Source organism: Rothia sp. 11273D007AR (genome assembly GCF_053547255.1).
Genome location: NZ_JBPPWJ010000004.1, coordinates 139,432 through 162,382, shown reverse-complemented (window position 1 = coordinate 162,382; position 22,951 = coordinate 139,432). Strand labels below are relative to the sequence as shown.

The window sequence follows — 22,951 nt, the reverse complement described above, 5'->3', positions numbered from 1 at the left end:
GTGACCTCCGTGCCCGCCTGGCGCCCCTCTAGCCGCCGTGCTACCCCCACCGGGGGAGCGCGGCGGCTACTGGCGTTATCCCTCCTACTGGGCCTGCTCCTTGCGGGGGCAGCCCTTGCCAGCTTTGCCCTGGGAGCCCGCCCCATCAGCCCAGGCACCCTGCTGGACTACCTGGCCGGCGGGCAGGTTGCAGAAGCGGATGCGGCGGTGCTCACCCAGCGGGCGGTGCGGACGCTGACCGCCGGAGTCGTGGGGGCAGGCCTGGGGCTTGCCGGGGCAGGGCTCCAGGGCATCACCCGCAACCCCCTGGGGGACCCCGGGATCCTCGGTATCAATGCGGGGGCAGCCTGTGCGGTGGTAGCCGGTATCACCTTCTTTGCCGCCGACTCTACAGCGGCTTTTGCCCTCTGGGCTTTTATCGGCGCGGTCGTTTCAGCCCTTGCCGTCTACGCCCTGGCCTCACTTGGCGCCGGGGGAGCGACCCCCATCAAACTAGCCCTGATGGGGGCAGCCCTCACTGCCGGCTTAGGTGCGGTAACGAGCGCCCTGATCCTGACCAACCAGGCCACCCTCGATAACCTGCGCCGCTGGCAGATTGGAACCGTAGCCGGAGCCAGCCTCTCTGACCTGGCAGTAGCCGCCCCGCTACTGGCCCTCGGGGCTATCATCGTTCTCACCGGAGCGAAAACCATCAACAGCTTTGCCCTGGGCGATGACATGGCAGCCTCCCTGGGCGAAAAGGTTGCCGCCCGCCGCCTCATCATCACCGGCGGCATCACCCTGCTGGTCGGCACCACCCTCGCGCTCACCGGTCCCATCGCCTTCCTAGGCCTGCTCGCCCCGCACGCCATGCGCGCGCTCGCCGGCGCCGACTACCGGACCCTACTGCCCCTCTCCGCCCTGTTCGGGGCAGCCCTGCTTATCCTGGCGGATACCGCCGGACGCGTCATCGCCCCACCCCAGGAAATTCAGGTGGGCGTCATGATGGTAGCCCTGGGGGTACCCGTCTTTATCTACCTGGTCCGACGCGGTAAGGCGGTTAACCTCTAATGCCGACCCTACCTAGCACCCAGCTTCGGGGCGCTGCCCAAAGTGCCACCCAAATAGTGGCCAGCGTCCGCGCCCGTGCCCGCCGCCGCCCAGCCCTCGCTATCATCGGCCTTACTTTGACCCTGATTGCGGTGTGTGCGGTGCGCGTACTGTTGGGCTCCTACACCGTGACTATCCCCGATTTCTTCACCATCCTTGGCGGCGGAACTATCGAGAGCGCCAAGGGGGCTCGCTACATCGTCATGGAAGAAAAACTACCCCGCGCCGTCCTCGGTGCCCTGGCCGGGGCAGCCTTCGGCCTGGGCGGGGCTATCTTCCAGCTGCTCCTGCGCAACCCGATTGCCAGCCCCGACATCATCGGCGTATCTAACGGGGCTGCCCTGGGGGCCGTCATCGGTATTGTCTTTCTGGGCCTGGGCGGGCTGCCACTCACCCTGCTCGCTATCGCCGTTGCCCTGGCCGTCGTCCTAGTCATTATGGCCCTCTCAGCAGGGGACGGAAGCGCGGGCAACCGCTTTATCCTGGTAGGCCTGGGTATCTCAGCCCTGGGGTCAGCCTTCATCCAGTACCTGCTCTCTCGCACCTCAACCACCAGCGCCCAGACGCTCACCCACTGGCTGGCAGGTTCCCTGTCTACAGCCAACTGGGATCGAATCAGCCTCCTGGCTCTGCTCCTGCTACCCCTGCTGCTGCCTCTTATCCTTTTCCACCGGCCCCTGCACGCCACCACCGTCGGCGAAGAACTAGCTTTTGGCCTGGGGGTGCCCACCCGCGCCGTCCGCCCCGGCTTTATCGCCCTGGGCGTGCTCCTAGTAGCTGTCGCCACCGCTGCCACAGGCCCCCTGGCCTTTGTGGCCTTCATGGCCGGGCCTATCGCCCGGGCCCTGACCGGCGGACGCCACAACCTCACCGCCGCTGCCCTGACCGGGGCCAGCCTGGTCGTGCTCGCCGACTTTATCGGCTCCAACCTCATTCCCGGCGGTATCAACCTGCCCGCCGGCGTCCTCACCGGTGCCTTTGGCGCCCCCGCCCTCATCTGGCTGCTGACCCGCTCACCCGAAAGAAGCTAAGCTCGTGAAAACCGTAACGCCTCGCGACCTCACCGTCACCCACGTGCGCCTGGGCTATGGCGACCGCACCATCGTGCCAGACCTCTCACTGAGCATCCCCGCAGGAAAAATTACCGCCATCATCGGCCCCAACGGCTGCGGTAAATCCACCCTGCTGCGCGGTATCTCCCGCCTGCTCAAACCCAGCAGCGGCGAGATTACCCTGGACGGCAAACCGGTCGCCTCCTATGGCGGCAAGGAATTTGCCCGCATGGTCGGCCTGCTACCGCAGAGCCCCATCGCCCCCGAAGGCATCACCGTGGCTGATCTGGTTTCCCGCGGCCGCTACCCCTACCAGGGGCTCTTTCGGGGCAACAGCAAGGAAGACGACGCCGCGGTCGCCTGGGCCCTAGAAGCTACCAACACCCTAGAACTGGCCGAGCGGCAGGTCACTGAGCTCTCTGGCGGCCAGCGCCAGCGCGTCTGGATCGCCATGGCCCTGGCCCAAGACACCGATATTTTGCTTCTGGATGAACCCACCACCTACCTGGACCTCGCCCACCAGGTAGAACTTCTTGACCTTCTGGCCGACATCAATGAGCGCCGCGGCACCACCATGATCATGGTCTTGCACGAGCTCAATCTAGCTGCCCGCGTCGCCCACCACCTGGTCGCTATGAAGGGCGGAGAAATCGCCGCAGCCGGTACCGCAGCAGAGGTCATGACAGGGGAGAACCTGCACCGGATCTTCGGCCTACGGGCCTCGGTAGCCGACCCCCTCGGGGACGGCTCCACCGTCGTAGTGCCCCACGCCCGTGCCGCAAGCCACCCGGCAGAAAACCTAGAAAGCCAGAGCCTTGTCTAAGCCCCGCCCGTCCGCACCTCGCTCTTCTGCCCGCCGCGAGGTCAAGCGCTCCATCAACCAGTACGGGGTCTTCCCCGTCACCGTCTCGCGGGTTGAGCAGCTGACGGACTCCTTTGTACGGGTCTCCCTGACTGGCCGGTCCCTACTGCACGCTGCCGCCCCTATCTCTGACGGCACCGGGCAGGTCTATGACGCCTACATTAAACTCTTGATTCCCCTGGCGGGAGCCAGTGGGCCCACCATGATTGAGCTCGATACCTCCTGGCGCACCCGCTGGCTGTCCGCCCCCGAAAGCGAGCGGGGGCACATGCGCACCTACACCGTCAGCAACTCCCGGTTAGTGCCTTCGGTGGGGCTGGACGAAACACCCCTGCTGGGTATGCTCCCGGCAGCTGAAGCGGACCTTGAACCCCTGGCTCGTGACCTACCCGCCGGCCTGCAACCTGAAATCGATGTGGACTTCGTCCTCCACACTGACGCCCAGGGAATCAGCGGGCCCGGCTCAGGCTGGGCCGAACAAGCCAGGGTGGGGCAGCAGGTATCTATCCTGGCGCCCCTGCGCGGCTCTACCCTTTGGTCCTCCTACAATCCCGGGGCGGCGTCCTCCCTGCTCCTGCTCGGCGACGAAACCGCTGCCCCGGCCCTGCTCTCCATTCTGCGTTCCCTACCTACTGAAGCTACCGGAGCGGTGTTCCTTGAGGTGCCCGGCGCCGAGGACGCTCTCGACCGCCTCCCCGAGGTGCGGCAGGCAACCCAGCGGGTGCCGGGCGTCCGCCTGCACCTACTACCTCGGAGCCCCGGCCAACCACGCGGGCAGCAACTCACCCGTGCCCTGCGTACGACCTGCTCTCTTGAACCTGCTCCAGCCGTTGCTCCCTCCGACGACAGGGAGACGGACGGCATCCTCTGGCACCTGGCAGAAAACCCCACCGGCACCTACGTGCTAATCGCCGGTGAATCAACGGTGGTCAAAACCCTGCGCCGTATCTGCGTGAACGAAGCCGGGCTGCCCAAAGAAAGCATCTCTTTTATGGGGTACTGGAAGGCGGGGCAGACCGAGGGGTAGAGTGGCCTGGTACCCACCTACTAGAGAAAGGCCTAGTCCACATGATGTCGATTCTCGGAAAAGACGAATCTATCCGTTACGTCGCCCTGGGAGATTCCTTCAGCGAAGGGGTGGGGGACGACGCCCCCGACCGCCCCAACGGGGTGCGCGGCTGGACCGACAGGGTGGCCGAGCAGTTCATGCTGGCAGACCCCAAAGCCCAGTACGCCAACCTGGCGATCCGCGGGCGCCTGCTCGTGCCCATCATTGAAGAGCAGCTAGAACCCGCCCTGGAACTTAAGCCCAACCTGGTCTCGCTGGTTGGCGGTGGCAACGACTCCCTGCGCCCGGGCTTTGACGTTGACGCCCTGATGGTGCGCTATGACGCGGCCTTTAAGACCCTGCGTGATGAGGGTATTGAAGTCTTTACCATGACCGGTTTTGACCCCGGCCCCAAGGGTTTCTTTAGCGGTAACCGTGCCCGGGTGGCCCTCTTCAACGAGCTTCTGCGTGAGGTTGCCGATGACCGCGGCGTGACCGTGGTGGACTACTGGCGCATGCACGAGCTGCTTGACCTTCGATTTTGGGCCCCTGACCGTTTGCACATGAACGCAGCCGGGCACACCCTGACTGCCCGCCGGGTACTGGAAACTCTGAGCGCCGAGAACATCCGTATCGGGGACCCTGTCATCCCCGCGCCCCTGCACAAAACCCGGGTGCAAGAGGCCCTGGATAATGCTAAATGGGCCCGGGAATTTGTGGTCCCCTGGATCGGCCGCCGCCTGCGCGGCACCAGCTCCGGAGACAATATCAGCCCCAAGTACCCCACCTGGACCCGCTTTGATGTGCTGCCGGAAGAAGCTGACTCTGCCCTTTAACAGGTGGGTGCCGGGATTAAAAGACTTAAGCTGTTAACATCACACTTAAGATTACACGCGTGTAATTTACCCGGTTGGCAGGGGCGGACGCCGGTGCCCAGGTTTGCGTGGCAGGGGCGGAAAACCGCGGATTAAAGCCTGAGATGACTTGCGAAAAGTTAAAAGCCCGGTAGAATTGATAGAGGTTCAAACGCACCAATGAGTCTATGAAAAGCAGCTTGCGCACACCGGAGCAGGTAGCACCAGCACCGGCTGACGCAAGCTTTTTATTGGCCTCATAGGTTGCGTGGTATCCCGTAATTACCTAGACTTTAAGGCTGTTCGTAGTGGTGGCAACACCTCTCGTACACCTAAGCTTCACCGTTTTTCCCGCGGCGGGGATTCCCATCGGTCTCTCACCCGATGCGGAGTCTCAAACACTCTAGCCTTGGAGAATAACCCGGTGCTCTACCTATAGGTGACGGGACGCCCATTGCTGATCGCCAGAAAACTGGCGAACGCCAACTGCGTACCGTCATTTCGTCAACATTTGGAGGAGAAAACTATGGCAGCTGTCTGCCAGGTGACCGGAGCTGTTCCCGGCTTTGGACACAGCATTTCGCACTCGCATCGCCGCAACAAGCGTCGTTTCGATCCGAACGTACAGAAGAAGAAGTACTACGTACCCTCACTTCGTCGCAACGTAACCCTGAACGTCTCTGCAAAGGGCATCAAGGTTATCGACGCACGTGGTATCGACGCAGTAGTTGCTGACATCCTTGCACGCGGAGAGAAGATCTAAACATGGCATCAAAGGCTAAGGACGTACGTCCTATCATCAAACTTAAGTCCACTGCGGGCACCGGCTTCACTTACGTTACCCGTAAGAACCGCCGCAACAACCCCGATCGTATGGTTCTCAAGAAGTACGATCCCGTTGTCCGCAAGCACGTTGACTTCCGAGAGGAGCGCTAAACAATGGCGAAGAAGTCCAAGATTGCTCGCAACGAGCAGCGCAAGGTCATCGTTGCACGCTACGCTGAAAAGCGCCTGGAACTGAAAAAGACCCTGGTTGACGAAAACGCAACCCCCGAAGAGCGCGAAGCAGCCCGCGTAGGCCTGCAGAAGCTGCCCCGCAACGCTTCACCCGTTCGCGTTCGCAACCGCGACCAGATCGACGGCCGCCCCCGCGGTACCTTCCAGAAGTTTGGTATCTCCCGCGTGCGCTTCCGCGAGATGGCACACCGTGGCGAGCTGCCCGGTGTTACCAAGTCAAGCTGGTAATCTGTAGCTGATACGGTTAGCCTTGTGAGCAGGGCTAACCCAGCCACTCACTTTTTGAAAGTCTCAGGAGGAGCATTCAATGGCTAAGAACCGTAGCGAACTCGTTGCAGAGGTTGCAGAGAAGGCCGGCACCAGCCAGGCAGCAGTGAACGGTGTGCTCGACGCACTGTTCCAGGTCTTCGAAGCATCTGTTGCACAGGGCGAGAAGATCACCATCCCCGGCTGGATGGCAATTGAGCGCACTGACCGTGCAGCTCGTACCGGTCGCAACCCGCAGACCGGCGAAACCATTCAGATTCCCGCAGGTCACGGTGTTAAGCTGACCGCAGGTTCAAAGCTGAAGGCAGCAGTCTCCACCAAGAAGTAAATTCTTGAACAGACTTTAAAAGGGTCACCCCGCTTACGGGGTGGCCCTTTTGCTATACCCGCAGAGCCAAAGCAGCCCGGCTGTGAGATAATAGGCAGGCAAGATACAACCAGCACACACCTGCAGGGGAGGAACCATGCGCCGAGGGCACCAGGTAGCCCGCTCCTGGCTTATCGCCAGCAGCGCCACCGGCCTAGGCGCCACCTCCCACCTGCTAGCCGGTGGGCACCTGCCGCACCCGCTCGTCCTGGCCCTTGCCACATCCCTAGCAGCCCTGCTGACCCTCGGTGTTACGAGACTCAAGCTACCTCGCACCAGCCTGGCCCTCGGCGTCCTGGCAGGTCAGGGTATCCTGCACGCCCTCTACAGCCACGGCCAGCCCCTAGCACCGGCTGCCGCCGGGCATCACCACCACGGCGTTGAGCTGCTCCCGGGAGCTGCGGGTCTTGAACCTCTGACCCACGCCGGGCCTGCGATGTGGGCCGGGCATACCCTGGCGGCAGCTATTACCTTTGCCCTGCTCGCCTACGGGGAGCATCTACTTCTAGCCCTCCACTCCCTGCTGGGTTATGTGCGGGCCCGTCTAGAACCTGTGCGGGTGCGTCCGCTCCTAGGAGCCCCCACCCTGCCGGTCGCTGCTACCGCAACCCACCTGGTCAGCCTGCTTGCCAGAACCTGCCGCGCCCCCCGCGGCCCGCCCGTCCTTGCCTAACCCCGAAACACCATTCACTTTTCGACAAGCAAGGACTATCCCTATGTTTAAGGCTCGTACAGCCTCACCCATAACCCGTACCCTGGTGGCCACAGTGGCCCTCGCCGCAGGTAGCCTGCTGGGCATGAACCCGGCTGCCGCCCACGACGAACTGGTCTCCACCAACCCCACTGACGGGGCAACCCTCACCGAAGCACCTGCCAGCCTAGAGCTCACCTACAGCGGCGACATCATGGACGTGGACGGGGCCAACCAGGTGCGCGTCACCAACGCCGCCGGTGAAAGCGTCACCGATGGAGACCCCGAGGTGGACGGCACCGTGGTCACCCAGGATCTGGCCACTGCCGCTGCCGATGACACCTACACCGTTACCTGGCGGGTTGTCTCATCAGACGGCCACCCCATCCAGGGAACCTTCACCTACACCGTGGGCCAGGGCGGCAACGCAGCGGACACTACTACCCAGGCTGCAACCACCGGTGCGGCTGAACCCTCAGCAGAAAACACCGGCACTAGCGCCCCGGCAGCTAGTGACCCTGTAAGCCAGGCATCAGAGGGGCTTTCAACCTCCCTCAAGGTCGTGCTGGCCCTTGTGGCAGTAGCGGCCCTGGGTTCAGCCCTTGTCGTCGTGCTGGCCAAGACCAAGCGCAAGTAAGCCGTCCGCTCTCCGCATTCGAAGAAGAAGCACCATGTCATCACAGAAATTTTTACCTGCCCTTACCCTGCCCGCTATCGCCCTGCTGGTGCTGACCGGCTGCAGCAGCGCCGACACCTCAGCAAGCAGCGCCGCAAGTGCGAGCGCCGGTGCTACCGCTAGCGCCTCTGTAAGGGAGGGCAGCGCCTCGCTGACCGTCGAGGAAGCCTGGATCAAGGCCAACAGCGGCGATATGACCGCAGCCTTTGCCACCCTCACCAACACCGGGGACACCCCCATCACCATCGAGGGTGCCAGCAACACCTCCGCCAGCATGGTCGAGCTGCACACCACCGTCATCGACCCGACGAGCGGAACCAGCACCATGAAGGCCGTAGAAGGTGGCTTCACCATCGAACCCGGCGCAACCCTTGAACTAGCGCCCGGCGGGGACCACATCATGCTCATGGGCATGAACTGTGCCCTCGCCGCAGGTACCAGTGACATCATCACCCTGCAGACCTCAGCGGGCGAGGTCAGCTTTGAAGCTACCGTGCGCGACTACGCCGGAGCCCAGGAAGAATACGCCCCCGGTGACGCCGCGAGTACCGCAGCTGATGCAGCAGCAAGTGAGTCCACAGACCACTCCATGCACTCAGCTCACGCTAGTACCAGCGAATCAGCCGCTGTTGTGCTACCGCAGTGCAACTAGGACTACCTCACCCAATCACCTAGCTACCGGTAGGTAGCAACCGGCGTGCTCCGTCGTCCGCCCCCTACAAGAGGCGGGCGGCGGAGCTAGCCACCCAAGGAAGACATGACCAGCTCATTTGACGAAGACCTCACCCGGGCCCTGAGCGGTGCAGAGGACGCCCCTCAGCAAGAAGAAAAAACGAACGGGAGCCAAAAGACGGCACACCCCCGCGGTACCGACCGGCGTGTAGCTCTTGCCGGGGCCTTGGGGGTAGGGACCGGCGTAGCTGTCACCCTGGCAAGCCAATATGCCGCATCAGCTATGAACGACGAGGGGGAACAAGAGCCCACCAGCCCGCCCCTACAGGACGCCGTCGTCCCCTTCTACGGCCCCCGCCAGGCGGGCATCGACACCCCCGCCCCCAGCTACGGCGTCTTTATAGCCCTGACCCTCAACACGGAACTCGACCGCGACGGCGTCCGCCGCCTGCTCATCGTGCTCACCGACGACGCCGCCCGCCTCACCGCAGGGCGGGCCCCCATCACCGACCAAGAACCTGAACTCGCGACCGTACCGGCTAACCTCACCATCACCTTTGGCTTTGGCGAGCGTATCTTCGATATCGTAGCCCCCGAGAAGAAACCCACCTGGCTGCGCCCCCTGCCCGCCTTCGAACAGATTGACCAGCTCCAAGAGCAGTGGAACGACGGCGATATGCTCCTCCAAATCTGCTGCTCTGACCGTTTCACCCTGGCCCACGCCCAACGCGTCCTGCTCAAAAACACCCGCAGCTTCGCCTCGGTGCGCTGGGTGCAAGAAGGCTTCCGCCGCGCCTACGGCAGCGAACCGGACGGCATGACCATGCGCAACCTCTTCGGCCAGGTCGATGGAACCATCAACCCTTCCACCGGGGATGGAACCATGGAATCCTACGTCTGGGGCAACCACGAGGAACTTACCCCCTGGGAAGAGGGCGGTACCTCCCTGGTCATCCGCCGCATCCACATGAACCTCGATACCTGGGACCAGGCTGACCGCCCTGCCCGCGAGGACGCCGTAGGGCGCAACCTCACCAACGGAGCCCCCCTGACCGGCACCGAAGAACGCGACCCCGCAGACCTCTCAGCAACGAACGACCTGGGCTTTACCGTCATCGCCCCCTACGCCCACATCCGCCGGGCCGCCGCCCAAAACCGGGTGGAGCAGATTCTGCGCCGGGGCTACAACTACGACCTGCCGGTGCAGAACGCCTCGGGCTTCTCAGAACACCAGCAGGTCAGCGGGGGAGTGAGCTCTACCGGCCTGATTTTCTGCTCCTATCAGGCAGACCCCGTCAAGCAGTTCCTCCCTATCCAGCAGCGCCTGGCCGAGCTCGATATGCTCAACACCTGGACGGTACCCATCGGCTCAGCGGTCTTCGCCCTACCCGCCGGCGCTCGCGAAGGCGGCTTCGTGGGCGAGGGCCTCTTCAACTAAATCACCATCGACAGGAATCAAGGTATAAACATGGCAGCACACGAGATGGAGCGCGGGCTCAAGCCCAGCTGGATATGGGCCTTCCCCGCAGCCTCCCTTGTCGCTCTGGTTTTGAGCCTGCTGGTGACCGGCTCAAACGCCGGTACCGACCTAGCGGACGCCGGTGCCCTGGTGCGCTGGGGCCTGCCGGTAGCTGAGAGCCTGCAAAACTTCTCGATGGCAGCGACCATGGGCTCCCTTGTCTTTGCCTTAGGGATAGTGCCCCGCTTCCTCGATTCGGCGCGGGGCAGGGTCAACGTCAATATGGCTCACGCAACCGATGCGGCCCAGCGGCAGAAGAACCTGCACCGCACCGAACACCCGGCCTTTACCCGCACCCTGACGCTGGCGTCCGCTGCCGCTATCACCTGGACTATCGCCGCCATCGCGGTGCTCATTTTCAGCTACGCCGATATCTCGGGCCGGTCGCCATCGGGCGGGGCCGACTACACCTCGGAACTCATCAGCTACATCACCACTATCGACTCGGGTAAGCAGGAGGCCACCAGCATCATCGTGGCTGCCACTGTAGCCACCCTGGTCTTTGCGGTGCGCTCACTCACCGGCCTGCTACTGACCCTGGGCCTGTCGCTGGTCGGCATCGTGGCTATGGCCCTGGGCGGCCACTCATCGGGCGGCGATGACCACATGGGCGCGGTCAACTCCCTGGGCCTGCACCTGCTCGGTGTGGTGCTCTGGTGCGGTGGGCTCATGGTGCTGGCTTTTATCTCCCGCGACATTACCGGCGAGGACGCGGGCACCGGCACTCTGGCTGAGGGGCAGCGGGGTGCGGCATCGGCGTCCGCCCGGCGTGTGCCCCTGGCTGTGGCTGTGCTGCGCCGCTATTCCGTGCTGGCCCTTTTCGGATTCGTGCTGGTGGTGCTCTCAGGCGTGGTCAATGCCCTGGTGCGAATGAACAGCCTGGGGGATCTTTTTACGACCACCTACGGGGCGCTGGTACTGGCCAAGCTTATGCTCACCCTGGTGCTGGGTGCCTTCGGCGTGGTGCACCGCCTGCGCCTGATACCCATGATGCAGTCGGGGCTTACCAGCGCCGCCCGGGGCCTCTGGTATGCCATCGCCTGCGAGCTGGTGCTGATGGGCGCAACCAGCGGCCTAGCTGTTTCCCTTTCTCGAACCCCGCCGCCCGCACCCGAAACCCTGGATGCCGGTGCCGAGCCCGTCCGCGTTATCACCCTCTACGACATGCCGCCAGAACCGCATGTTGCCGAGTGGTTTACCCAGTGGCGTTTTGACTGGTTCTGGGTGGCCTTCATCAGCTTCGCCGCCTTCGCCTACCTCTGGGCGCTGATTAAGGTACGGCGTGCAGGCGGCCACTGGCCCCTTGCCCGTGCTCTTTCCTGGTTCCTGGGCCTCTTCGTTCTGCTTTACATCACCTGCGGGGCTCTTGCCGTCTACTCCATGGTGCTTTTCTCGGTGCACATGGTGGAGCACATGCTCCTGACCATGGTCTGCCCCATCTTCCTGGTACTCGGTGCCCCCGTCACCCTGCTACTGCGAGCCCTCGAACCCCGCCAGGACGGCACCCGCGGGCCCCGCGAATGGATTCTGCGCCTGGTGCACTCGGGCTGGTCTAAGGTGATTACCCACCCCATCTTCGCAGCCGTCAACTTCGCCGGGTCGATTGTGATTGTCTACTTCACCCCCCTCTTTGGGGTCATGCTGCGTTATCACGTGGGCCACGAGTTCATGCTGATTCACTTTTTGATTACCGGCTACATCTTCAGCCTGGTACTCATCGGCATCGATCCTATTCCCCACCGCCCCACCTACCCCATGCGCCTGATCATGATTATCGCGACCCTGGGCTATCACGCCTTTGTGGGTATCTCGATTATGCAGATGGATACCCTGCTACAGGCCTCCTGGTTCGGTAACCTGGGCCGCCCCTGGGGCCTACCTGCCATTGATGACCAGAAGCTAGGTGGCTCGCTCATGTGGGCGATCGGCGAGATACCCACCATGATTATTGCCGTTGCGGTGGCGGTGCAGTGGTCCATGAACGATAAGAAAGTTCAAAAGCGTATTGACCGCCAGGCCGACCGCGACGGGGATGCCGAGCTTAACGCCTATAACGACATGTTCGCGCAGCTGGCAGAAAAGGACGCCCGCCGCTAGGGCAGACCAGGCTCAGAGGCCCATTAGGGCAGAGAAAAACCCGGGCAAGTAGCTCTTGCTCGGGTTTTTCTGTCTGTTTTCTCAGAGACGGTAAGTTAGGACGCCTGGCTCCAGGGCTGAACAGGAGTGGTGGCCTCCTGCGCCGGGGCTGCGAAACGGGTGCCGCCAGAGGACTGCTGACTTCCTGGCTGGGGTACAGCGGGAAATGAACCGCTGAGCGGGCTGACCTGCTCTAGGCGGGCAGAAATCTGAGAGATTTTCTCAAATAGGGGCGATGACGAGGGAGCTGCAGTGTGCTGGGTCATCAGAAGCCTCCAAACATCGTAAAGGTGGGGTTAGATTGGGTCGGGGTAGAGCGGGAAAACTCTGGTGCCGACCCGAAGGTCTCTTTAATCTAACCACCCTAAGACAGGCGTTCTCTTTCGTTTATCTGGGAGAACCCTTGAAAAAAGACCGCTTGGGGGACAGACTCCGGTATGGTTTTCCAATTTCTAGGCTATTCTCAGCGCGTAGTTAGCCCGTTCTGTCCCCTAAAAATCTTTAACGCTGCGATGAAACAATCGTGCTACGACGATGGGTGAAGGCACCCAGGGCGGCAAGCACCACAGCAACTGTGACCGATATGAGCACCTCTAGGCGATGGGCTTCGGTGATACCCATGTACACCAGCAGGGCTAACAGACCCACGATGAGGATATAGTTGATGACGCCGTTTCCCCCTTCTCCATCTAGCCTGCGGCTCCGCAGATGAGAGACAGCCACAATCAGCCAGACAAAAATACCTACCCCACCGGTGGAATTAACCAGCAACGAGAAAACCTGTTCGGGCATGAAGTAATTGAGAGCTACCGACACCACGCCGATGAGGGAAGAGAGCATAATAGCGTTGCGGGGAGCCCGAGACGTAGAAACCCGAGAGAAGGAGCGGGGGGCGTCCCCCTGCTCTGCTAGGGCAAAGACCATGCGCGAGGCAGCATAAAGACTAGCGTTTAGGCAGGACAGCAGCGCAGTGAGCACCACAATGTTCATAGCCAGCCCGGCATAGGGGATACCCAGAGCTTCGAACATAGTGACAAAGGGGGAAGAGCCAGCCGCCACCATGGTCCAGGGAATAACCAGCAGGGTCACAGCAATAGATCCCACATAGAAGAAGAGCACCCGGAAAATCACTGACCGTACCGCTTTGGCCACAGCCACCGCAGGGTTGCTGGATTCACCGGCTGCTACCGTGGCAATTTCAGCGCCAAACATCGAGAAAATCACCGCCAGCAGGGCAGTAAAAATAGCCCCCACACCGTTAGCAAAGAAGCCGCCTCCCGCCGTGTAGTTAGAAAAGGACGCCGTCGAGTTGGGAATCAGCCCCAGCACAGCAAGCAGACCCACCACAATAATGACGGCAATCGCCCCAATCTTGATGGAGGAGAACCAGAACTCAGCCTCCCCGTAAGAGCGCACCGACAGCAGATTCAGGCCCATGAAAGCCAGCACCAGGACCAAGGCAACTAGCCACTGGGGTGCCACCGGCCACCAGCCACTGATGATAGTGGCAGCCGCAGTAGCCTCAATCGCTACCGTCACCGACCAGAACCACCAGTACAGCCAGCCCACCGAGAACCCAGCCCAACGGCCAATATAGCGGCGGGCATAGACCGAAAAAGACCCTGTCTCAGGAGAGCGGGCGGCCATTTCCCCCAGCATGCGCATGACCAGCACCAGCACAGTACCAGCCAGCAGATAGGTCACAATAACGGCAGGGCCAGCCGTCACAATAGCCGTCGACGAAGCCACCAAAAGACCGGCACCAATCGCACCGCCCATAGCGATCATCGATAAATGCCTAGGCTGTAGAGTCCGGGCCAACTGAGAGTCAGCACTTGGCTGCTCCACCTCGCGTGTAAGCGTCACACACACCTTCTTGCCATACGGCGCACCCAAATATGCGCACCTACTTTAACCACCGGCGTCCGCAAAAACTTCCCGAACACATCCCGGCGGTAACTGCTGATAATCCTAACCGTTACGCAAGTGTTACGCACAGTTGAGTTCTATGACGCCACCCCCTACACAGAACGCAACAAATGCCCCCGCACACAGCAGCCCACTAGGCTGGTGAGTAACTAACCCTGCGCTCAAGTGCGCACCATAGAAGGAGAACCATGGCAGAAAATGCAGCCGCACGCCAGACCAAAGTCCGCGCCTCAGAACTCGTTGGCCGAGGTTGGCTTAACACCGGTGACAAGCAGCTTTCCCTCGAAAGCCTGCGCGGGAAAATCGTCATCCTGGATTTCTGGACCTTTTGCTGCATGAACTGCCTGCACGTACTGGACGAACTGCGACCCCTGGAAGAAGAGTTCTCCGATGTGCTGGTCACCGTGGGCGTGCACTCACCCAAGTTCGAGCACGAGGCTGACCCGGTGGCGCTCGCCGCCGCCGTCGACCGCTACGACATCACCCACCCCGTGCTCGACGACCCCAACCTAGACACCTGGAACGCCTACACCGCCCGCGCCTGGCCCACCCTGGTCGTCGTGGACCCCGAGGGCTACATCGTCGCCCACCTCTCCGGCGAAGGCCACGTTAAGGGCCTGACCTCCCTGGTACGCGAACTGGTCGAAGAGCACGAAGCCAAGGGCACCCTGCACCGCGGCGACGGCCCCTACGTGCCCCGGCCCAAGCCCCAGGGCACCTTCGCCTTCCCCGGTAAGGCCCTGGCCCTGCCCGAAGACCTGGCCGGCCGCACCGGCACCTACCTGGTCACCGATACCGCCCGCCACCGCCTGGTCCAGGTTGAGGGCGATCTGGAAACCCCGCTGGCAACCTTTGGCGGCACCGACAAGGGCTACGCGGACGGCGACGCCGCCACCGCCCGCTTCAACGAACCCCAGGGCCTGGCCCTGGTTCCTGCCGAGCTTCGTGAGAGCCTGGGTGCGGACGTCCTCATCGCCGATTCTGTGAATCACCGTATTCGCGGCCTGCGCCTGGCTGACGGAAGCGTGACCACCCTGGCCGGCTCCGGCGTCCAGCGCCTGATCGACGGCGATACCGCCCGAACCGACCCCAACTTTATTGCTGAGGGAGCCGACCCCCTCACCGTGGCCCTCTCATCCCCCTGGGACCTGGTCTACTCCCGTGAATCCGCCGCCTTCCTCATCGCCATGGCAGGCACCCACCAGATCTTCAGCTTTGACCCGGTCACCGGCCAGCTGGCTGTTTTCGCGGGTACCGGCGCCGAGGGGCTCAAGGACGGCGCGGCCGCCGACTCCTGGTTCGCCCAGTCCTCCGGCATTATCGAAGCCCGCGACGGCTCCATCTGGGTTGCCGACTCCGAAACCTCCGCCCTGCGCCACATCACCTTTGACAAGGGCGCAGCGACCGTTAGCTCCGCCGTGGGCATCGGCCTCTTCGACTTCGGCTTTGTCGATGGCCCCCGTGAGGACGCCCGCATGCAGCACTGCCTGGGACTCACCGAACTACCCGACGGCTCCATCGCCATCGCCGACACCTACAACGGCGCTATCCGCCGCTTCGACCCGGCCACCGGCGCCCTCGGCACCCTAGACCGCGGCTTTGCTGAGCCCTCTGACCTGCTGGTGGAAGAGACCGAGGACGGCGGCGCCCGCCTGATCGTGGTGGAAGCCAACGCCCACCAGCTGGTGCGTGTAGCTATTCCCGAGGCCATGCAGCACGTGGATGAGGGGGCCTCCCAGGTTACCCGCAAATCCACCCAGCTGACTGGCGGCACCTTGGACTTCACCGCCCGCTTTAGTGCCCCCACCGGTCAGAAGCTCGATACCCGCTGGGGCGACCCCACCCAGCTCAAGATTTCATCCACCCCCGAGAACTTCATCCTCGAAGGTGCCGGCACTTCCCAGGGGCTAACCCGCCACCTGGTACTCAACCCCGACATCACCGAGGCCGTCCTGCACATCACCGCCCGTGCCGCTGCCTGCGACGGTGAGCCCGGCGGGGAAATCCCCGACCACGCTGCCTGCCACCTCTACCAGCAGGACTGGGGCCTGCCCGTCATCGTCACCGGTGACGATGCAGACGAGGCCCACCTGGTGCTTGACCTGCGCGGGGTGAACTAGACACAGAAGGGACGATTAGCCAGCGGGGGTAAAGGTGAGAGTTTCCCCGCTGGCAGAGAGCGAACCAGCCAGGGTAAAAGGAACTGTCTCTGTGACCTGCTGGGTCTTGCCCGTATAGAGGTCAAGCTCGGTAAAGGAAATCTCTGCCTCACCACTGCTCTTACCCAGGGCCCACTTGCCCCCGGCCAAAGTCACCTCTGGCTGGGGGTACTTTGTGATAAGCCAGGTCACATCGCCGTCCACTCGACCTGAAAAGTCGTACTCAAAGGGGCAGCCGGTGGGGTAGAGGGAACTCTGCGCGGCACAGGTATCAAGATAGGTCTTAATCTGCTGCTGAACCGAGGTCACCGCAGTTTCAGAAGGGGTGAGTTCTATAGCGAGGGTGGACGGCTCACTACTGGGAGCCGTCACATCGACCGTCTGCGACCCAGCGGTATACAGCGCTGACTCATAGGTGACCGTATAAGAGCCGGGGTAGAGCACCGCAAACTTACGGGTTCCTCCCTCAACCGCCACCTTAGTGTTATTGAGGGTAGCGGCCTCCACCGAATTTGAGGTAATTTCCACGGTCGGCAGTTCACCGGCGTCAATCTGCCACTGGTCAAAGACTCCCCAGTGGGAGCCCACCTTATGCAGATAGAAGTCCGTGCGACCAGCCTGCCCATCGAGGGTATAGGTGACGGTCACGGTGGCCCGCTCCCCGCCGTCCGTCACGGTGACAGTTTCGGTCGAAAGATCTTTGAGACCGGCAAAGGAGGCCTGCAGCGCATCCCCATCGAGCATAGCGGCGCTGGCATCGGGAACCTGGGCACCCAAGATGCCCAGTGCTTTAGAGCCGTCGCCCTCCCGCACCGCAGCGAAGTAGGCGCGCACCTGCCCCTGCGGCCCGTAGACCAGACGGTTAATGAGGGCTAAAGAAGCAAGAGCGATAAAAAGCGCGGCAAGGACGCCCAACAACCACCAGGCTAAAACACGGTCTACTGAAGATCTAAAATGCACCCTTTAAATGTAGCTCACACGCGCTTACGCCCCGTTTGGGCGGTACTGCCGATAGAGTAGAGCCATGGCAGAACACGCTCACCAGGTACCCGATAAGTACGGGGCCGTCACGAAGATCTTTCACCCCCGTATCAACTCCTACCACCGCCGCCTCATCGCGGGCGTGCCCGCGGGTGTGCTGGCTTTAGCCTGCATCTGGTTCATGGTGGCCAAGCGCCCCACCCCGGTCTTTATGGTGCTTCTGGGCCTGATTACCCTCGGTGCCCTCTTTGCTATCTACTCCACCCTGCGCCCTCAGATTGTGGTTAAGACCGAAACCCACGTGCTGAGCGGACGCCTGTTCGGCTGGCAGGCTGCCGAGCTCAGCTCGATTTCTCAGACCGTCTTCGCTGAGCGTCTCACCCCCCGCCAGGCAGCCGGCAAGGAGCTAACCGGCATGGCAGCTTTGCGCTACAAGGGGGTGCCCGCCCTCTGGGCCGTGAACGCTAAGGGTAAGCGTGTTTTCCGCCTCGACGGGCGTATCTGGGACGCCAAAACCCTGCGGGCCATCGCCACCGCAATTGCCCCCCAGACCACCGTCTACCAGATCATCAACGTTACCCAGATGAACAAGCAACACCCCGGCCTGGTGACCTTCAACGAGCTGCACCCCGGCTGGAAGTCCACCACCGTGGGCGTCATTTCCCTGCTCTTCCTGCTGGCCCTAGCCGTTGCCGCCGTACTCCCGGAAGAGACCCTGCAGCAGTTCAATATCCTGTAGAAGCGCTCACTGATATAACAGAGCCCGGGCTCCCCTTACTCAGGGAAGCCCGGGCTTTAGCGTACCTGCTCGAAATATACCCTAGAGCTATTGGCGGTCGTTAGCGATAATCTCGTACTCTGAGTCAGACTCATCATCTGTGCTCTCTATGTCTGCCTCTACGAGAGAGCCGTAGTCGGCATTAATTTCAGCAATGATGTCTTCCACAAAATTCATTACTTTCTTGCCGCCAAAGACCGGGCCGCCGGCCAGAAGACCGTCTGCCCCCAGGGCAACAGCGCCAGGAGTGCCCTTGCCAAAGAGGCTCTGAGTCTTAAAGCCGGGGTCAACAAAGACCTGGATATCGCTGGTGAAACTGAAACGGTCGATATCGGAGTCGTTAGAGACTACCGGGTGGATACCCAACATGGGCAGCTGCTGCTGCCACTCATCGATTTTGTCGATAACTTCGTGGCAGTGCCCGCAACCGGGGGAGACAAAGAGAAGAACTCTAGCCTGTTGCAGTGCTAGCTCGCGGAGGCTGGTTTGTTCTCCCGAGCCCGAAGGGAGGGAACGATTCTCATGGGGGTAGTAAAGGGCAGCAAAAGGCACAGGGGTGCGGACGTACTCGCCCTCCTCATCTACGGGGGACTCGAGGGCAGGGGCGGTCGTCTCTTCCTCGGCAACGGGGACCAGCTCGGAGCGGTAGATAGCCCAGAGGGTCAGCGACGCTATACCAGCACCAATCACCCAGAGCCAACCATTAGCATCTAGAGCCAGGAGCATAGTGAGGGCTGACCCACCAGTATTCAACGCACCGATGAGAGCGCCACAGGCTGCTACTAAGAGAGCTGTATTGCGCACCAGGGTATACGCCGAGACCGGGGCCGTAGACGCTGACCCGAAACAGTTACAGCTAGCGGTATTACCCTGCACCACAGCCCGAGCAATTACTGCCCAATAGCCGATAAAAAGTACCAGCGCCGCGATAGCAGCTAGGACCTGAAGAATACCGGGGGCAAAGAAAAGGACGGCTGCCAGGGCTAGTTCGGCCCAGGGCAGGATTCGGGCAAACGGCTTGATGGGTAGCCACTGATCCAGCTTGAGGTTGACGATAGCTGTCACCGTGCTGGTGGGCTCTTTAGCCTTGGCGTAACCGCTCACAGCCAGTGTCACAATAACGGTGAGCGTGCACAGCACTAGGGGAGTCATAGTCTGCTTTCGTGCGAGTGAAGTATAAGATGCTTTGCTCTTAAGGGTACGCTTCTTCTCCGCAATGACAGGGGTGCACTACGCCACGCTGTATGTAGAGCGTCAGTCCGGTGCTGTTGAAGTGCGGTATTTTTGAAGTGTGCTATTTTCTGATCAGGATATCCGCAAAGAAATTGATGCCGGGCGAATTGCCCTAGAGCCCTACGACCCGTCGATGATTCAGCCCGCCTCGGTGGACGTGCGCATTGACCGCTTTTTCAGGCTCTTCGACAACCACAAGTACCCCTATATCGACCCTTCACAGGAGCAGGAAGACCTCACCCGCCTGGTAGAGGTTGCACCCGATGAGCCCTTCATTCTGCACCCGGGTGAATTCGTGTTGGGTGCAACCTACGAGAAGGTCACCCTGCCAGATAATATTGCTGCCCGACTGGAGGGCAAGTCTTCACTAGGACGTCTGGGGCTGCTGACCCATTCCACCGCGGGTTTTATTGACCCCGGGTTCTCAGGCCATGTGACCCTGGAACTGTCGAATATGGCGACCCTACCGATTATGCTCTGGCCCGGTTCTAAGGTCGGCCAGCTCTGCTTCTTCCAGCTGACGAGCGCAACCGAGCACCCCTACGGTTCAGGAGCCTACGGTAACCGCTACCAGGGTCAGCGCGGCCCCACCGCTTCGCGCAGCTACCTGAACTTCCATAAGACCCTTATTCCTACCGACACCCCGACCAACTAAAGGAGCTCCCCATGCGCGGCTTGCTGCTTCACCCCGCCGATGTTCCGGTACTGGTGGTTTTTGAGGACGCTTCAGACCGATTATGGGAGGGATCGCTGCGAGCCTGGGGATCTCTTGCCCCGCAGATTATTGACCCAGTTACCGATGCTGATGCTGAGGACGTCCGCCTGGTCGTGCTGACCCAGCGGTCAGCTGCCGAGGTCGTGACCGCCTACCCCAAGGGGATTGAAACCACCACCATAGATAGTGCCGATGAGGCACTTGCGGCAGAGCGCCTAACGGTTCACGTGACCATGCACCTGCTCAAGGCCCATGCTGGTAGTAAGCACCTCTTGCACGCCGCTGTGCTGGGGGACCCCGAGAGTGGGCAGGCCGTAGGCTTGGTCGCAGCTTCCGGTACTGGTAAGACCACAGCAGCCAGTGTTCTAGGGGCCTCTTTCGCTTATCTCAGTGATGAGACAGCCGTGGTCAGCACCGATGACCTGAGTATTCTGCCCTATCCCAAGCCTCTTTCAGTGATTGAAGATGAGCAGGCACCGAAGGTCCAGTACGACCCGGCTCATCGGGGTCTCAAGGTGGCTGCCCCCGAGCAGAGCTACACTCTTTCGCACTTGGTGATCCTTGACCGGGATAAGACCGGCCAAGCGTCGGTAAGCTGGGAACGTCTGCCCCTGGACGAAGCCCTGTTTACGATTGTTTTGCAGTCGTCGGGGGTACAGCAGATGCCGCAGGGGCTGGCAGAACTGGCGGGCCTCTTGAACCGCGTGGGCGGAGCTATCAAGCTCACCTACAGTGAGATTACTGAGACTCTGCCCTTCTTCCGTGATCTGCTGGCAGGGCGGCTGGACATTCCGCAGCTCGCACCAGATTTTGAGTACCTGCGTGCCCCTGAACCTGTCACCGGTGGTAGCAGCGGCGAAAAGCTCTACCAGCGGGCTGCCGGTACCGAGGGCTTGGCTATCGGCGATAGTTTCTTGCTGACGACCTCAGGGCGGCTTTCGCGAGTTTCTATTATCGGCTGGGATATCTGGTCTTTCTTGGAGACACCCCGGCGGGCAGACACTATCTACGCGGCCATGGTTGAGCTCTACGGAGAGATTGCCCGCCTTGATTTCGACACAGTTCTGCGGGCCATGGTTGATGGGCAAATGCTGAAGGTAACCCGTCAGCCAGATAGCCCTGCGGAGACACCGAGCCCCGATAACCGAACCTAGAGCGGCAGTAGCCTACCTGGCTGTGCTGACCTGAGGGTCCTTAATTGGAATCATCAGAAGCAGACCGGCAAGGAGCACGATAACAATACCCACAATGCCCCAGATTTGGCTGCCCATGAGGGTAACGAAGAGGCCGAAGAGAGCCGGGGCTAAGAAGCTGGCCGCGCGGCCGGTGGTGGAGTAGAGCCCGTAGATTTCACCTTCCTGGCCTGCTTCTACCAGGCGTCCTAGATAGGAGCGGGCCGCTGACTGGGCAGGGCCAACGAAGGCACACAGGGTGAGGCCGCAGACCCAAAACATGGTGGTGGAGGGCCAGACCAGTAGGGGGACTGCTGCTGCAATGAGGGCTACCAGGGAGAAGATAATGACCCGCTTAGGGCCAAAGCGGTCATCGAAGAACCCGCCCAGCATGGCCCCGGCCCCCGCCACGATATTGCCGAAAATAGCGAAGATAATGACCTGGTTGGTGCTAAAACCAAAAGACCCTGCCGCGAGCATGCCGCCGAAGGTAAAGATACCGTTGAGCCCGTCCCGGAAGACGGCGGACGAGACCAGGAAGTAGAGGGTGGTGGGGGCCTGCCGGTAGAGCCTGACGACGGTGGCGATAAGCTGCTTGTAGGAGGCAAGGATTCCCACACGGGGAGCGTCCGGACGCACCACCTGCGGCAGAGAACGCACCTTAAGAATCAGGGGCAGAGAGAAAGCAAGAGCCCAGGCCGCCGAGAAGAGGGCCACGGCACGGATGTTGAGGGCGCCGTCCTCCGTAATACCTAGCAGACCGGGGGAGATGAACCCCACGAGCACAAGGAGCAGGGCTACAATGCCGCCGAAATAGCCAGCTGCCCAGCCGGTTCCGCTCATTTTGCCGATGGTATCTCGGGTAGAGATAGTGGGCAGGATAGCGTTGTAGTTGACCACGGCGAACTCATTGACCAGGTTGCCCAGGGCCAGCAGGGCCACACCCCAGATAAGGTAGTCGGGGGAGGGGGCTACGAAGAAGCACAGGACCATCAGAAGCACCAGGAGCAGGCTGTTGACGGTCAGCCAGAGGCCGCGGCGGCCGGTCACATCTGCCCGCTGACCCGAGATCGGGGCGAGGAAGGCGATACAGATACCGGCGATGGTCAGACCGGCAGAGAGGACGGCCGAGGTGTGCTCGGTGCTGCCAAAGCTGGAGCTGGTGAGGTAGACCGTGAAGACGAAGGTTGTCATGATCGCGTTGAAGCTGGCGTTGCCCACATCCCACAGGGTCCAGGCGAAGAAGGTGGAGCGGGAGGCAGGGGCGGTAGCGGTGGCGCTGCCGGGTGCTGGTGTGGTCATGGCTATATGCTATCGGCCCGACCCCTGCTTTGGGCCCGTGAAACGGTTAAGTCAGGGTAAAAGTAAAGGCTGGTCCCCTTCAGCGAAGAAGGGAACCAGCCTTGGGCGAAGGTCTGCCAGCTAGGTTTAGACCTCAGCCTGGGAGCCGGAGCCAGCCTTTGCCTCAATCTTGTGCTGGGCGCGGGTGATGCTGACCTTGATGATGGTGCCGACCAGGCCGGTAATCAAAGACCAGAGGATGATATCGCGCCAGCGCTCATCGTCATCGGGGTTATTGGCGGGGGGCTCGTTGCCGGTGATCTTGGTCCAGGTTGCACCCAGGACCTTGTTGGCCAGGGCAACGCCGCCGAGTGAGGCAGCGGTTCCTGCGATCTTGATGAGGGGGTTCATGAGGTTCCCTTTCGGTAGCTGATGGAGGCTCTACAGAGAGCT

24 protein-coding genes are annotated in these 22,951 nt (G+C 61.6%); 18 read left to right on the top strand and 6 right to left on the bottom strand.

Translation table 11 applies throughout. The features are described from left to right. The 14 genes from ACED88_RS03605 (at position 1) to ACED88_RS03540 (ending at position 12,211) form a co-directional block, all read left to right on the top strand. A complete protein-coding gene (locus ACED88_RS03605) occupies positions 1–1,050 on the top strand; it encodes a FecCD family ABC transporter permease (RefSeq protein WP_449108737.1) in 1,050 nt (349 codons plus the stop codon). Further along, positions 1,050–2,120 carry a FecCD family ABC transporter permease gene (locus tag ACED88_RS03600; protein WP_449108736.1) on the top strand — a complete coding sequence of 357 codons (1,071 nt, stop codon included), beginning with the start codon at positions 1,050–1,052 and terminating at the stop codon, positions 2,118–2,120. The genes ACED88_RS03605 and ACED88_RS03600 overlap by 1 nt, the downstream gene beginning before the upstream one ends. Before the next feature lie 4 nt (positions 2,121–2,124). After that, entirely contained in the window at positions 2,125–2,964 is an 840-nt protein-coding gene (locus tag ACED88_RS03595; protein WP_449108735.1) for an ABC transporter ATP-binding protein, read from the top strand. Next, positions 2,957–4,030, top strand: coding sequence for a siderophore-interacting protein (locus tag ACED88_RS03590; protein ID WP_449108734.1), 1,074 nt, complete (start codon positions 2,957–2,959; stop codon positions 4,028–4,030). The genes ACED88_RS03595 and ACED88_RS03590 overlap by 8 nt, the downstream gene beginning before the upstream one ends. A 41-nt stretch (positions 4,031–4,071) precedes the next feature. Next, positions 4,072–4,887, top strand: a complete 816-nt coding sequence (locus ACED88_RS03585) for an SGNH/GDSL hydrolase family protein (RefSeq protein ID WP_449108733.1) — start codon at positions 4,072–4,074, stop codon at positions 4,885–4,887. A 544-nt stretch (positions 4,888–5,431) separates the two neighbouring features. Beyond that, a complete protein-coding gene (rpmB, locus tag ACED88_RS03580) occupies positions 5,432–5,668 on the top strand; it encodes a 50S ribosomal protein L28 (protein WP_083090534.1) in 237 nt (78 codons plus the stop codon). Between the two features lie 2 nt (positions 5,669–5,670). Next, positions 5,671–5,841: a 50S ribosomal protein L33 gene (gene rpmG, locus ACED88_RS03575; RefSeq protein WP_185173514.1), complete on the top strand. Its 171-nt coding sequence runs from the start codon at positions 5,671–5,673 to the stop codon at positions 5,839–5,841. 3 nt (positions 5,842–5,844) lie between these two features. After that, the gene (gene rpsN / locus ACED88_RS03570) at positions 5,845–6,150 is read left to right on the top strand and encodes a 30S ribosomal protein S14 (RefSeq protein ID WP_237187198.1); all 306 of its coding nucleotides are present in this window, start codon (positions 5,845–5,847) and stop codon (positions 6,148–6,150) included. A 79-nt stretch (positions 6,151–6,229) separates the two neighbouring features. Then, the gene (locus tag ACED88_RS03565; RefSeq protein ID WP_237197087.1) at positions 6,230–6,517 is read left to right on the top strand and encodes an HU family DNA-binding protein; all 288 of its coding nucleotides are present in this window, start codon (positions 6,230–6,232) and stop codon (positions 6,515–6,517) included. A 136-nt stretch (positions 6,518–6,653) separates the two neighbouring features. Beyond that, a complete protein-coding gene (locus ACED88_RS03560; RefSeq protein ID WP_449108732.1) occupies positions 6,654–7,229 on the top strand; it encodes a hypothetical protein in 576 nt (191 codons plus the stop codon). A 43-nt stretch (positions 7,230–7,272) separates the two neighbouring features. After that, positions 7,273–7,884, top strand: a complete 612-nt coding sequence (locus tag ACED88_RS03555; protein ID WP_449108731.1) for a copper resistance CopC family protein — start codon at positions 7,273–7,275, stop codon at positions 7,882–7,884. A gap of 34 nt (positions 7,885–7,918) precedes the next feature. Beyond that, positions 7,919–8,575 (top strand): copper chaperone PCu(A)C, encoded by a 657-nt coding sequence (locus ACED88_RS03550; RefSeq protein WP_449108730.1) that lies wholly within the window; start codon positions 7,919–7,921, stop codon positions 8,573–8,575. A gap of 105 nt (positions 8,576–8,680) precedes the next feature. Beyond that, positions 8,681–10,033, top strand: coding sequence for a Dyp-type peroxidase (locus ACED88_RS03545; protein WP_449108729.1), 1,353 nt, complete (start codon positions 8,681–8,683; stop codon positions 10,031–10,033). 30 nt (positions 10,034–10,063) lie between these two features. Further along, positions 10,064–12,211 (top strand): cytochrome c oxidase assembly protein, encoded by a 2,148-nt coding sequence (locus tag ACED88_RS03540; protein WP_449108728.1) that lies wholly within the window; start codon positions 10,064–10,066, stop codon positions 12,209–12,211. Between the two features lie 95 nt (positions 12,212–12,306). Here the strand turns inward: ACED88_RS03540 and ACED88_RS03535 are convergent, their stop codons facing one another. Together ACED88_RS03535 and ACED88_RS03530 are read right to left on the bottom strand one after the other, a co-directional pair. After that, on the bottom strand, positions 12,307–12,516 hold the full coding sequence (locus ACED88_RS03535) for a hypothetical protein (RefSeq protein ID WP_449108727.1): 210 nt from the start codon (positions 12,514–12,516) through the stop codon (positions 12,307–12,309). A 235-nt stretch (positions 12,517–12,751) separates the two neighbouring features. Then, on the bottom strand, positions 12,752–14,116 hold the full coding sequence (locus ACED88_RS03530; protein WP_449108726.1) for an amino acid permease: 1,365 nt from the start codon (positions 14,114–14,116) through the stop codon (positions 12,752–12,754). A 251-nt stretch (positions 14,117–14,367) separates the two neighbouring features. On the opposite strand from ACED88_RS03530, the gene ACED88_RS03525 reads away from it, so the two are divergent. Next, on the top strand, positions 14,368–16,299 hold the full coding sequence (locus ACED88_RS03525) for an NHL domain-containing thioredoxin family protein (protein WP_449108725.1): 1,932 nt from the start codon (positions 14,368–14,370) through the stop codon (positions 16,297–16,299). 15 nt (positions 16,300–16,314) lie between these two features. Here the strand turns inward: ACED88_RS03525 and ACED88_RS03520 are convergent, their stop codons facing one another. After that, positions 16,315–17,253, bottom strand: a complete 939-nt coding sequence (locus ACED88_RS03520; RefSeq protein WP_449108724.1) for a hypothetical protein — start codon at positions 17,251–17,253, stop codon at positions 16,315–16,317. Positions 17,254–17,362: 109 nt separating this feature from the next. Between ACED88_RS03520 and ACED88_RS03515 the strand changes: the two genes are divergently transcribed. Further along, positions 17,363–18,058 carry a hypothetical protein gene (locus tag ACED88_RS03515; protein ID WP_449108723.1) on the top strand — a complete coding sequence of 232 codons (696 nt, stop codon included), beginning with the start codon at positions 17,363–17,365 and terminating at the stop codon, positions 18,056–18,058. An 87-nt stretch (positions 18,059–18,145) separates the two neighbouring features. On the opposite strand, the gene ACED88_RS03510 is transcribed toward ACED88_RS03515, so the two are convergent. Then, positions 18,146–19,249 carry a MauE/DoxX family redox-associated membrane protein gene (locus ACED88_RS03510; RefSeq protein WP_449108722.1) on the bottom strand — a complete coding sequence of 368 codons (1,104 nt, stop codon included), beginning with the start codon at positions 19,247–19,249 and terminating at the stop codon, positions 18,146–18,148. Positions 19,250–19,388: 139 nt separating this feature from the next. On the opposite strand from ACED88_RS03510, the gene dcd reads away from it, so the two are divergent. Next, positions 19,389–19,985, top strand: coding sequence for a dCTP deaminase (dcd, locus tag ACED88_RS03505; protein WP_449108721.1), 597 nt, complete (start codon positions 19,389–19,391; stop codon positions 19,983–19,985). An 11-nt stretch (positions 19,986–19,996) separates the two neighbouring features. Beyond that, on the top strand, positions 19,997–21,199 hold the full coding sequence (locus tag ACED88_RS03500; RefSeq protein WP_449108720.1) for a hypothetical protein: 1,203 nt from the start codon (positions 19,997–19,999) through the stop codon (positions 21,197–21,199). A 12-nt stretch (positions 21,200–21,211) separates the two neighbouring features. Here the strand turns inward: ACED88_RS03500 and ACED88_RS03495 are convergent, their stop codons facing one another. Together ACED88_RS03495 and ACED88_RS03490 are read right to left on the bottom strand one after the other, a co-directional pair. Next, a complete protein-coding gene (locus tag ACED88_RS03495) occupies positions 21,212–22,519 on the bottom strand; it encodes an MFS transporter (RefSeq protein ID WP_449108719.1) in 1,308 nt (435 codons plus the stop codon). Positions 22,520–22,645: 126 nt separating this feature from the next. Then, positions 22,646–22,909, bottom strand: a complete 264-nt coding sequence (locus tag ACED88_RS03490; RefSeq protein WP_449108032.1) for a DUF4235 domain-containing protein — start codon at positions 22,907–22,909, stop codon at positions 22,646–22,648. Positions 22,910–22,951 lie beyond the last annotated feature (42 nt).